This window comes from Stutzerimonas sp. C6.4V (assembly GCF_058536345.1).
This window is the reverse complement of record NZ_JBZUBM010000001.1, coordinates 1,666,384-1,677,982: the sequence shown is the minus strand read 5'-3', so window position 1 is coordinate 1,677,982 and position 11,599 is coordinate 1,666,384. Positions and strand designations below refer to the sequence as shown.

Annotated in this window: 8 protein-coding genes; 2 read left to right on the top strand and 6 right to left on the bottom strand. The window is 62.6% G+C overall.

From position 1 onward, the window contains the following. Positions 1-48: 48 nt before the first annotated feature. Both AC4LFW_RS07955 and AC4LFW_RS07950 read left to right on the top strand, forming a co-directional pair. Positions 49-879: a DODA-type extradiol aromatic ring-opening family dioxygenase gene (locus AC4LFW_RS07955; protein WP_491818556.1), complete on the top strand. Its 831-nt coding sequence runs from the start codon at positions 49-51 to the stop codon at positions 877-879. 23 nt (positions 880-902) lie between these two features. Then, positions 903-1,184, top strand: coding sequence for a DUF2218 domain-containing protein (locus AC4LFW_RS07950; RefSeq protein WP_491818555.1), 282 nt, complete (start codon positions 903-905; stop codon positions 1,182-1,184). 14 nt (positions 1,185-1,198) lie between these two features. On the opposite strand, the gene AC4LFW_RS07945 is transcribed toward AC4LFW_RS07950, so the two are convergent. From AC4LFW_RS07945 to treZ, 6 genes are all read right to left on the bottom strand, one after another. Continuing rightward, positions 1,199-2,053, bottom strand: coding sequence for a M23 family metallopeptidase (locus AC4LFW_RS07945; protein WP_491818554.1), 855 nt, complete (start codon positions 2,051-2,053; stop codon positions 1,199-1,201). 247 nt (positions 2,054-2,300) lie between these two features. Next, positions 2,301-4,451: a glycogen debranching protein GlgX gene (gene glgX, locus AC4LFW_RS07940; RefSeq protein WP_491818553.1), complete on the bottom strand. Its 2,151-nt coding sequence runs from the start codon at positions 4,449-4,451 to the stop codon at positions 2,301-2,303. Positions 4,452-4,556: 105 nt separating this feature from the next. Continuing rightward, complete coding sequence (locus AC4LFW_RS07935) at positions 4,557-4,931, bottom strand: DUF2934 domain-containing protein (protein WP_491818552.1); 375 nt, start codon at positions 4,929-4,931, stop codon at positions 4,557-4,559. After that, positions 4,928-7,741, bottom strand: coding sequence for a malto-oligosyltrehalose synthase (locus AC4LFW_RS07930; RefSeq protein WP_491818551.1), 2,814 nt, complete (start codon positions 7,739-7,741; stop codon positions 4,928-4,930). Before AC4LFW_RS07930 ends, AC4LFW_RS07935 begins: the two co-directional genes overlap by 4 nt. Next, positions 7,738-9,816 carry a 4-alpha-glucanotransferase gene (gene malQ / locus AC4LFW_RS07925; protein ID WP_491818550.1) on the bottom strand — a complete coding sequence of 693 codons (2,079 nt, stop codon included), beginning with the start codon at positions 9,814-9,816 and terminating at the stop codon, positions 7,738-7,740. The genes AC4LFW_RS07930 and malQ overlap by 4 nt, the downstream gene beginning before the upstream one ends. Continuing rightward, positions 9,813-11,594: a malto-oligosyltrehalose trehalohydrolase gene (treZ, locus tag AC4LFW_RS07920; protein ID WP_491818549.1), complete on the bottom strand. Its 1,782-nt coding sequence runs from the start codon at positions 11,592-11,594 to the stop codon at positions 9,813-9,815. Before treZ ends, malQ begins: the two co-directional genes overlap by 4 nt. Between the last annotated feature and the right edge of the window lie 5 nt (positions 11,595-11,599).

Genomic DNA, 11,599 nt, shown 5'->3' with positions numbered 1-11,599 from the left:
CCACGAGCTCTGGTCCATACTGGGACCCCGAACCGCGAGAACCTGAACATGACCGTCAACGAGCAATGCCCGAACGTCACGGAGCCGATGCCTACCCTGTTCGTCCCCCACGGCGCAGGGCCCTGCTTTTTCATGGAATGGAACCCGGCTGATGCCTGGACACCAATGGCGAACTTCCTTGAGCACATCGCTGAGCGCCTGCCCCGGAGGCCAGCCGCCATCGTGCTGATATCCGGGCATTGGCTCGAGGAGACGGTCCGGGTCACCGCAGCGGCAAGACCTGGACTGATATACGACTACTCAGGCTTTCCCGCGCACACCTATGAGCTGACCTATCCGGCCTCGGGTGACCCGCTACTGGCGGCGCGAATCGTCGACCTGCTGGGTCGTTCTGGCATTGCCGCGGCACAGGACCCGGCACGCGGCTACGATCACGGTGTGTTCATTCCGCTGAAACTGATGTTTCCCGGCGCTGACGTACCGGTGGTGCAGCTGTCCCTGCGCAGCGATCTCGATGCACAGGCCCATCTGGACATCGGCCACGCCTTGGCGCCGCTGCGTGACGAGGGGGTACTGATCGTTGGCAGTGGCATGAGTTTTCACAACATGCGCGGCTATGGTGATGCGCGTTTTGCACCCATTTCCGATGAGTTCGATCGATGGTTGGAGGAGGCTGTCAGCGCAAGGCCCGCAGAACGGGAGCTTGCCCTGCGACATTGGGCGCAGGCACCTTGCGCAAGGCTTTGCCACCCGCCGGGTGCCGAAGAGCATCTGTTGCCGCTGCTGGTTGCAGCCGGGGCAGGCGCGAGCAGCACGGGACAGAAGATATTTACCGATAACGTCATGCAGACCACACTATCTGCATTCCAGTTTGGCTAAACCCACCATCACCGAGGGACGCTATGTTCGAATCTACTGCGCTGATCGAAACGACCGATCCAAGCCGACTTATCCGCCGGCTGTGCAAACACTGGAGTCACAAGTTCGAAGTGAATTACGACGACCAGCAGGGGCAAATCGTCCTGGGCGACACTCACTGTACGCTCACCGCAGGAGAGGGCAGCCTGACGACGCGCCTGCAGACCGAAAACGAGGCAACGCTGGAACAAATGGAAACGGTAGTGGCCGATCACCTGCAGCGCATGGCAGGCGATGAGACCTTCACCTTCGTTTGGCAGCGCTGACCGCGTGGTTGCAATCAGTCGTTACTGGCAAAATTAGGCAGCGCGCTGACCGGTCGTGAAAAGCGGAAAGGAACCGACAGTAGCTCGTCGCCAAAATGCTTCTGTACGACGAAGTGCAGATGTGGCCCGGTACTTCGCCCGGTGTTGCCTGATTTGCCCAGCAGTGTGCCTGCCTTTACCTGCTGGCCAGGTTTGACCACCACCGAACCACGCTGCAGGTGCAGGTAGGCGCTATGGGTGCCGTCATCATGCAGTATGCGGACGAAATTGCCGGCAGGGTCGGGTAGACGACCGCCCTGGTTGTTGCGCACCTTGAGCACGGTTCCAGCACGGGCCGCGATGATCGGGGTGCCGACCGGCATTGCCACGTCAACGGCGTAGCGGCCCTTGGGCGAGTTATGGCTGAAGTCGCCACCGGCCCCCTGGGAAATGCGGAACGGACCGCCTTTCCATGGCAGTTCATAGGCATGCCCGGCGACGGAGCCCTTCCTGCCCGGTTCCGGCGTGTAGACCAGCGAATAGCTGAACGCGTGCTGATAGATCAGCGGATAGCCGGCTTGCCGCTTGCGCAGCGTAGCCAGGCGCAGGCGCGTGCGTGGCGGGACGGTCTTGCGAACGACACCCTTGCCCACGCCGGAGACGTTGACCATGTGCGTCAGCCGCAGCACCGCTTCGACCGGTACGTCGGTATCGTTACGGACGTCCATGGCCTTGCCGTTACCCTCAGCGTTGATGAATAGCCGAACGGTACCGGGTTTGGTGCGGGGAAGCGTCGCATTGGTGATGGTTCCGCCGGCCAGTGAGGGCAGGGAAATGGCGAAACCTGAGATCAGCAGAAAAAAAAGAACTAATAAACGTGTCGAAAGCATGGGTGTGATCCATCACGGAAGGGACAACCTGCCGGCGGCTGGCAGGAACAATTCCGTAGGTTCAGGAGCGCCGCGATGAGGGTTGGGACTAGGGGGGAGATGCAGGGTTCACTACCGCACGTCGAGATCAAGCGAACGGTTGAGTGCCGTGTAATGAAGATGTAGGAATCGACAAGGCCCCGGCATGGCGGGGCCTTGTGACCTACGGCAGACGCCGTCAGCTCAACGGCAATGCTTGAGCTTCAGCTCACTCCTCTTCCTTGATCAGCTCGAACAACAGCAGCGAGCGACCGGTCAGCGCGTATTCGTTGTTGAAATCAAAGCGCTCTGCCCGTGCATTGGGGTTGTTGGTGTCGATCAGGCGGTTCCAGTAGATCCCTTGGGGAACCTCGGGCAAGGTGAAATTGACCACGTCGTGATGGGCGTTGACGATGAGCAGCAGGGTGGCATCCGAGCCGGTCCTGCGTATGCCGGTGGGTTGTGCCCGGCCGTCAAGCAACATGCCCATGCAGCGGTTGTTGCCGTCCTCCCAATGCTCGACGGTCATCTCCTCGGCATGGGGCGCCAGCCAGGTGACATCCTTGACGCCCAGCTCTTCGTTATAGGCGCCGACCAGGAACCGCCCGCGACGCAGCATGGGGTAGCGCTGGCGCAAGCGGATCAGCTTGCGGACAAAGGCCTGCAGCGTGCGGCCATCATCAGAGATGTCCCAGTTCACCCAGCCGATTTCACTGTCCTGGCAATAGGCATTGTTGTTGCCATGCTGGGTACGCGCGAATTCGTCGCCTGCGACGATCATCGGCGTGCCCTGGGAGAACAACAGAGTGCCGAAGAAATTGCGCATCTGGCGGAAACGCAGCTCATTGATTTCCGGATCGTCTGTCGGGCCCTCGACGCCATGGTTCCAGGAAATGTTGTTGCTGCTGCCGTCGCGGTTGTCTTCGTCGTTGTCCTCGTTGTGCTTGTCGTTGTAGGACACGAGGTCATTGAGGGTGAAACCGTCGTGCGCCGTGATGAAGTTCACCGAGCTGAACGGACGGCGGCCCCGTTGATTGAACAGATCGCCAGATCCGGTCAGGCGTGCCGCGAAGTCGGGAAGCTGATCGCCGTCACCTTTCCAGAAGGCGCGCACGGTATCGCGGTACTGGTCGTTCCATTCAGCCCAGCCGGGCGGAAAGCCACCAACCTGATAGCCGCCGGGGCCGCAGTCCCAGGGTTCGGCGATCAGTTTGGTCTTGGCCAGCACCGGGTCCTGGCGACAGGCGACGAGGAAGCCGTGGCGTTCGTCATATCCGTCGTGCTCGCGACCCAGGATGGTCGCAAGGTCGAAGCGGAATCCGTCGACATGCATCTCCTCCGCCCAGTAGCGCAGGGAGTCGGTAACCATCTGCACGACGCACGGATGGCTCATGTCCAGCGTGTTGCCGGTCCCTGAATCGTTGATGTAGTAACGCTTCTCGTCGGGCATGAGGCGGTAGTAGGAGGCGTTGTCGATGCCGCGCATGGACAGGGTAGGGCCCAGCTCGTTGCCTTCGGCCGTGTGGTTGTAGACCACATCGAGAATGACCTCGAGATCCGCGTTATGCAGATGCGCGACCATTTCCTTGAACTCGCTGATCTTGCCACTGGCCAGGTATTTGGGGTGCGGAGCGAAAAACGCGATGCTGTTGTAGCCCCAGTAGTTGCTCATGCCTTTTTCAAGCAGATGCTGGTCCTGCACGAAGCCGTGGATCGGTAGGAACTCGATGGACGACACGCCGAGCTTTCGCACGTAGTCGATCACTTCGGGCGTCTTGAAGCCGCCAAAGGTGCCACGCATGTCTTCGGGTACAGCAGGGTGCTGCATGGTGAAGCCGCGCACGTGGGTCTCGTAGATGATGGTGCGATCCCAGGGCACCTGGACCGGGCGGTCGTGCCCCCAGGTAAAGGCGGGGTCGATGATCTTGGATTTCGGTACGAAGGGTGCGCTGTCGCGTTCGTCAAAGCTCAGATCCGCGTCGGCATGCCCGATGGTGTAGCCAAACAGTGCCTCGGACCATTTCAGCTCGCCTACGAGTTGCTTGGCATAGGGATCTATCAGCAGCTTGTTCGGGTTGAACCGATGCCCGGCGTCCGGCTCGTACGGGCCGTGTACACGGTAGCCATAGATCTGGCCGGGATGCGCATCGGGCAGGTAGCCATGCCAGATCTCGTCGGTGTATTCCGGCAGCTCTATTCGCTCGAGCTCGGTTTCGCCATCGGAATCGAACAGACACAGCTCAACCCTTGTGGCATTCGCGGAAAAAATCGCGAAGTTAACCCCCAGCCCGTCCCAGGTGGCGCCAAGCGGGAAGGGCTGTCCTTCGCGAATACGCGAAGGCGTCAGAATCTGAGGCGCCGCAGGTGTTTTTCTACTCATGAAATCTCCGATGGCAACGCTAGGCAGGTGCTGTGCATGGTTGTTGAGAGCCGCGATTCGCCAGTCCTTTGTGGGGACTGGTCCGTCAGCGTGACGCGATGTCGTTCAGCTTTCTTTCTTGGCCCGGGGGGCGCGGGTTTTCTTGACGCCCTCGGGGGTACCCTCGGCAGCGTCTGTTCCGGCCTTGGCCTTGGGACGTGCGCTGCTCCTGGCCGTCGTCGCGGGCTTGGCTGGCTTGACGTCCTTGGGTTCCTTCGCATCCTTGGCCGCTTTCGGCGCCTTGCTGGCAGGCGTCGCATCCGTCGGCTTGGTTGTGGTCTTGCGGGTGCGAGCTGCAGGTTTGGCTGTAGATGTATCGTTTTCCGCCTCGGCAAGCTTGCATGCCATCTGCCAATGACGCTCGTCCTCGCCATGCGGGCGTCCTTCGGACACCCAGATGTCGTACGCCAGTTCGCGGATGCGCTGCTCTTGTTTAGTCATCGTTCTGATTCTCCTGTTGAACTGATAGATACCTGTAATAGCGCCAGAGGCAGTTGCTGCAAGACTTCCATCACCGCCAGACCTTCTTGTTTGGGTGTGACTGCCATTCCGTCAAAAAGTCGCTCCAACGCATGACCGCTCAGCGCATCGGGCAACCGAACCAGGGTGTCGCCCCAGCGCTCCGGCGCGACCTGGGGGACAGGGCTATCGCCCAGCAGTCCGCTCGCCAACCGCGCTGCGATCACCACCAGCCAGGTGCCGTCGAGTTCGCGGGCGAAGGCGACCAGGCTGTCTGCCTGTTCGCCTTCGACCTTCAACGGTATATAACGCCCTTCGGTGAACAGCCGTGGCTGGGCATGGCGCAGCTTCAAGGTGCGCGCGATCAGCCACTGCTTGATGCGGCCGTCCTGCCAGTGCTCCATCAGCTCGGCCGGCTGTGCATCCAGGCTGAAGGTTGTGCGACGCCGATCGAAATCCACCGGCCGGCGGTTATCCGGGTCGACCAGGCTGAAGTCCCAGTAATCGGCGCCCTGATACAGGTCGGGTACGCCTGGGGTAGTCATGCGCAGGAATGTCTGGGTCAGGCTGTTCAGCGCGCCCGCGGGCGCCAGTTCCATCGCCGCCGCCGCAATGTCATCGCGTAGCGTCTTGCACTCGTCACCGAGCAACAAGCCACGCACGTAGTGCTGGCAGGCACTTTCGTAGTCGCTGTTGGGGTCCGTCCAGGTGCTGCGCAGCTTGGCTTCGCGCACTGCCTTTTCCTGCCATTTGATGATGCGTTCACAGAACGCCTCCATGGCCGGCTTGTCATCGGTTTTCAGGTCCATCGGCCAGCAGCCGAGCAACACCTGATACAGCAGCATTTCGTCTCCTGCCGAGGGGGCCGGCCCGTCTGGCAGTTCCTGGCGCTGACCATAGGCGAGCTGGCGCCAATGGCGCACCTTGCCGGCATACCATTCGGCCCGCTCGCTGATCACGGTCATCCGAGCGCGGGTGTCTTCGCCACGCTTGTGGTCGTGCGTGGCGGTGGTCAGCAGGTTGCGCGGGAAGTGTTCGGCACGTGACAGGCACTCGGCGTGGAAGGTCTCGACCGGTGCGCTGAAGGTCTGCGGGTCGAACCCCACGTCGTTGCGTGACAGCAGTGCGCCGGAGCGGTAGCAGGCGGTGTCTTCGACCGCCTTTGCTGCCGCCGGTGAGGTGAGCTGCTGAAAGCGGGTGCAGGCATAGCGGCGAATACGTCGAGCCGGCCCCGGCGGCAATGACCGCAGGTCTTCGCCCCCCAGCCAGCGATCGAGCAGATCGAGCAGTGGCCAGTCGGCTTCGCCAAGCGTGGTGCGAGCGCCTGCAAGGGCTTGCTGGAAAAACGGCTCGTCGGCTTCGCGCCGGCCGCGCGCGGCAACGTAGGTGCGATACACCGGGAAGTGCACGATCAGCTCGAGAAGCGCGCGGCGGATAGCACCCAAGGTGATGTCGCGAGTCATCACGTCATGGCGTGCGACCTGCAGCAGCGCCTGGGCAACGGTTTCGAAATCGCCGGCCAGTGGCCCGGTCAGGACCAGCTGGCGCGCCTGACGAACCTCCTCCATGAAATCGGCGGGGCGTTCGGCAGTTTCGCTCCACAGCGAGCACAGCACGGACTTGCCGGCCGGATCATGCTGCAGCAGCGATACCTGGTTCATGAATTCGTAGCCGGTGGTGCCATCCACGCCCCAGTCATCGTGTAGTCGCTCGCCTTCGGCAAGGATCTTCTCCACATAGATCGGCACGTGTTCCTGCTCCGCCTCGGCGGGCCGCGCGGCATTGAGCCGATCGACGCGGCGGCGCAAGCGACGGCAGTAGCCGCGCGGGTTCGCCAGCCCGTCGATATGGTCGATGCGCAGGCCGTCGACCAACCCCTCGGTGATCAGTTCGAAGATCTTTTCATGGGTTTCCTCGAACACCACAGGCCGCTCGACACGCAGACCACCCAGTTCGTTGATGTCGAAGAAACGACGCCAGTTGATGTCGTCGCCGGCGGTGCGCCAGCTGGCGAGGCGGTAGTTCTGCCGCTCCAGCAGGCCATGCAGGCGCCTGAAGCCTTCCTCGGTGGTCGAGTCGTAGTGCTTGAGGGCTTCTTCCAGCGTCTGGCGGGTTGTGCTGTCTTCCAGCAGGCGAGCCAGGTCGGCACGCAGGTTACGTGCTGCCTGGTAGGGCGCCGGCTCGGTTTTCAATGCGTCGAAATGCTGCGCCAGGGCACGCAGTTCCGAGTGGTCGGTCAGCCGCAGGATTTCACCGTAGGTAGGCGGTGAGATCGGGAAGCGATGCTCGTAGTGCTCGGCGTAAAACGCTCCGTTCTCGACGTCCAGGCGCAGGGGAATCTTGCCTTGCTGCAAGGCTTCGCCGTAGTCACTGCCGAGAAAAGGCACCAGCAGCTGGCCTTCGAGCAGGGGGTCGGGCGAATTCCACTGGATATCGAAGAATTGCGCGTAGGGGCTGCGACGGCCCCATTCGAGCACGTCGAGCCACCAGGGATTGCCGGAGCCGCCAACCGCCATGTGATTGGAAACGATGTCCAGAATCAGACCCATACCTTTGCTGCGCAGGGCCTCGACCAGGCGGCGCAAGGCAGGCTCGCCGCCGAGCTCGGGGTTGATGCGCGTCGGGTCGATGACGTCATAGCCATGCATCGAGCCCGGACGGGCGGTCAGCAAGGGGGAGGCGTACAGGTGGCTGATGCCCAGGTCGGCAAAGTAATCGACCAGCGCAGTGGCGTCGTCCAGGGTGAAATCACGATGAAACTGCAGTCGCAACGTGGCGCTAAGGTCTCTCATCGGTCTTTGTTTCCAGTGGTCTGCATCCGGGCCCTGGAGAGCATCTCCAGGCGGTGCGAGCAGTCAGTGTCGTCGAGCAGGGTGGCGCTTTCCTTTGGATAGCGCCGCCGCCAGTTCGGATGGGAATCGATAATGCCGGGCAGGTTGGGTTGTTCCAGGAGACAGAGGGCGTCCTCGACGGGGAACAGGACCAGCGGCGCCGGCGTGCCTCCGAGGAACACCGCACAGGCGTCCGCCAGGACCTCGGGATTGGCGAGATCGCCCTCGATGCCCGGCGCGTATTCGGCAAGCAGTCGCAGCAAACCGGCGCGTTCACGCTCACGCTCCTCCAGCTGCGCCGGGCGCTCATCCTCCTGATGCTGGCCGACGCGAATCCGCCAGTCGATATCGTGGGCGGTCCACCAGCCGTGGATGGTGGGCAGGTCATGGGTGGTCGAGGTGGCGATCGCGGTGGCTGGCCACTTCTCAGGCGCGATGAAGGTCCCGTTATTGTCGCGTTCGAAAAACAGCACGCGCATCCCCAGCAGCTTGCGCGCCGCCAGTTTCTCGCGCAGCCCGTCGGGGACGGTGCCCAGATCCTCGCCAAGGATGACCGCATTGCGGCGCCAGGCCTCCAGCGAGAGCAGGCGCAGCAAGTCATCGAAGGGGTAGTTCAGGTAGGCGCCTTCGGTGGGGCCGGCCCCGGCAGGGATGACCCACAGGCGCATCAGGCCCATCACGTGGTCGATGCGCATGCCTCCGGCGTGTGCCAGGTTGGCCCGGACCATTTCGATGAATGCGCGGAACCCATGTGCTTTCAGGCCCCAGGGTGAAAACGCTGAAATGCCCCAGCTTTGCCCCTGACGGTTGATGATGTCGGGCGGCGCGCCGACACTGACCGAAGCCAGGACTTCCTCCTGACGGCTCCAGGCCTGACTGCCACCGCCATCGGCACCGACCGCCAGATCGCTGATCAGCCCGATCTTCATGCCAGCGCTGCGCGCGGCGGTCTGGGCGCGCTCGAGGCCGCGCGCGATCAGCCACTGGCAAAACGCGTAATAGCTCACCTCGTCGGCATGTTCGCTGGCGAACCGCTCAACCGCCGGGCTCTCCGGCGTGCGGTATTCCTCAGGCCAGTCGCGCCAGTGCTGCGCAAAGCCTTCCGCCCCGAGGAGGACGGCGTGCAAGGCTTCGAAACGGCAGTGATTTTCCAGCGCTTCGCCACCGGCCTCGCGGAAACTGTCGAAGTCGGCCTGCTGCGCGTTTCCGCCCTTGGTGAAGTTGTCATAAAGCGCGCGCAGCAGACACTGGCGGGCCTGGGACGCGGCGTCCCAGTCGACCAGGTCCAGCTGCTCGAGACGCTCAAGTTCCTCGGCCAGCCCGCAGGACTCGATCGCCATGCGCAGCGGTTTTTCGCCGAGGATGGCGCCAGGCGCGCTGTGCAGAATGTTGAAGAACAACCGGCTCGAAGGAGAATAGGGGCTGTACTGCCCGCTGTTGCCGGTAAACATTGCATGCAACGGGCTGATGCCCAGTGCGTCGGCGCCGTGCGCTGCTGCATTGCGCGCCACTTCTTCGAGTGCCAATGTGTCGCCGAGGCCGCCATCCCCCGGCCTGCGCAGCCCGTAGACCTGGACGGTCAGACCCCAGGTGTCGGGACCTGCGATGTCCTCCACGCTGGGACAGGCCGTCGGTGCCACAGCCAGGGTCAGGTGCTGACCGGCGATGTCCAGCCTGTGATAACCGGGTGTGTCGATCGCCGGCAGGCGTGCCTGACCGTCAAGCGCCCCGTCATGCTGGCTGCCGTCTTCCAGCGTCAGGCTGTAACGGGCCGAAGGCTCGAAATACTTGCTGAGCTCCAGCGAAGTGCCCAGATCAAGTGTCAGCAGCGGCGGGACGCTGGTAGCACCTTCGCCTTCGTCGAGCTTGCTCAGGCTGCGGTCGATATCCTCGTCATTGTCGGCAGGCAGGCCCAGGCCGCCGAGCACGGCACGCAAGACTTCTGGTTTGACGCGCTGATCCTTGCCGTCGGCGTCTACCCATTCGATGGACAGGCCAGCCGCCTTGGCCAGGCGGTGCAGTCGTTCATCGCTCATTGAGACGCTCCGGTTGAGTCGCGCAAATACATCCTGGCCGTACGTGCCGGCAACCTGTCGGGCGTGCCGCTGCTTGCGTCACCGCTGCTGTGCAGCAGGCGTGCATTGCCTGGGGGCGTTACGGCCACCTCACTGGTGCCGAGATTCAGCTCCAGGCGCAGCTCGCTGCCGTCTCCCAGCTGCCAGCGAGCCAGAGCGGCGCCTTCACCAAGCGCCTCCGCACCGATGAACCGCGAGCCCTCCAGCCGAGGCACGATCTGGGCGTGCCGGAGCTGGAGCAGTTGCCGATACAGGGCAAGCCATTCGGCGTGTTCAGGCTCGTCGACCTTGCTGAAGTCGGGCTTCGAGGCTTCGTAGGTTTCCACCGCGTTCGGGTCGGGGATTCGCTCGCGGGTGTGTTCGTCGGCGAATTCCGCAAATTCGGCGAACTCACCACGGCGGCCCTCACGAACGGCATCTGCCAGTTCGCCATGGTGACTGGTGAAGAACAGGAACGGCTCGCGCGCGCCCCATTCCTCACCCATGAACAGCAGCGGCACCATCGGAGAAAGCAGCAGCACCGTCGTCGCCGCTTTCAGTGCGTCAGCGGAGGTGAGGTTGATCAGGCGATCGCCAAATGCCCGATTGCCGGTCTGGTCATGGTTCTGCAGGAACAGCACGAAGGCCGTGGGAGAGAGGTGGCTGCTGGGTTCACCGCGGGTCTCTCCGCGACGATTCTGGTGCCCTTGATAGATGAAGCCTTCACCGAGGAAGCGCACCAGCTTGTTTGTCGAATCCTGGTGGTAGTCGCCGTAGTAGCCCTGGCTTTCATCGGTGAGCAGGGTGTGCAGGATGTTATGGCCGTCATCGTCCCACTGGGCGGTGAAGTCCCGCTCCAGCAGGCTGGACAGGTTGTGCTCGTTTTCCAGCACCAGATGTACATGACGACCGGGCTCGGTTTCGGCACGAACGCGCTCTGCCAGTTCGGGCAGGAAGGTGCGGTCCGGTATCGCGTGGACAGCATCCATGCGCAGCCCGTCGAAGCGATAGTCCATCAGCCACATCAGGGCGTTATCGATGAAGAAATCCCGTACTTCGCGACGGCGGAAATCGATTCCGTCGCCCCAGGGCGTCTGCTGATCGTGGCGGAAGAAATGCTTGGCATAGCGATGCAGGTAATTGCCGTCCGGCCCGAAGTGGTTGTACACGACATCGATGAACACCATCAGGCCAAGGCCATGGGCCGTATCGATCAGGTGCTTGAGCTGGTCCGGCGTGCCGTAGGATGCTTCCGGCGCATAGAGCAGGACGCCGTCGTAGCCCCAGTTACGGTCTCCAGGGAATTCGGCGAGCGGCATCAGTTCGATAGCGGTAACGCCAAGGTCAGCCAGAGCCTGTAGGCGCTGTTCGATCTGCGCATAGCCGCCATAGGCGCCGACATGCAATTCATAGAGAACCGTCTCGTGCCATGGGCGGCCCTGCCACTGCGGGTTACGCCACTGGTAGGCGGCCTGATCGACCACCACGCTCGGGTCATGTATGTCCTTCGACTGTGCGCGGGACGCGGGGTCCGGCACCTCTAGCTCATCATCGATAAGAAAGCTGTATTGCGTGCCGGCTCCGACATCGGCCTCGATGCTGTACCAGCCATCTTCACCTTCCTGCATGGGCAGCGTATCGCCATCGACTATAACCAGGCTGACGCTTTGCGCGTCTGGCGCCCAGAGCCTGAACCGGGTACGGAACTCATCCAGTAGCACCGGTCCGTGTTGCCCGTTGCGGGCAGGCCTATTCTGCATTGATC

Bases quoted from the DNA above. Each gene is read 5' to 3' on its own strand.
- AC4LFW_RS07955 (WP_491818556.1), top strand. From the start codon at position 49: ATGACCGTCAACGAGCAATGCCCGAACGTCACGGAGCCGATGCCTACC.
- AC4LFW_RS07950 (WP_491818555.1), top strand. From the start codon at position 903: ATGTTCGAATCTACTGCGCTGATCGAAACGACCGATCCAAGCCGACTT.
- AC4LFW_RS07945 (WP_491818554.1), bottom strand. From the start codon at position 2,053: ATGCTTTCGACACGTTTATTAGTTCTTTTTTTTCTGCTGATCTCAGGT.
- glgX (WP_491818553.1), bottom strand. From the start codon at position 4,451: ATGAGTAGAAAAACACCTGCGGCGCCTCAGATTCTGACGCCTTCGCGT.
- AC4LFW_RS07935 (WP_491818552.1), bottom strand. From the start codon at position 4,931: ATGACTAAACAAGAGCAGCGCATCCGCGAACTGGCGTACGACATCTGG.
- AC4LFW_RS07930 (WP_491818551.1), bottom strand. From the start codon at position 7,741: ATGAGAGACCTTAGCGCCACGTTGCGACTGCAGTTTCATCGTGATTTC.
- malQ (WP_491818550.1), bottom strand. From the start codon at position 9,816: ATGAGCGATGAACGACTGCACCGCCTGGCCAAGGCGGCTGGCCTGTCC.
- treZ (WP_491818549.1), bottom strand. From the start codon at position 11,594: ATGCAGAATAGGCCTGCCCGCAACGGGCAACACGGACCGGTGCTACTG.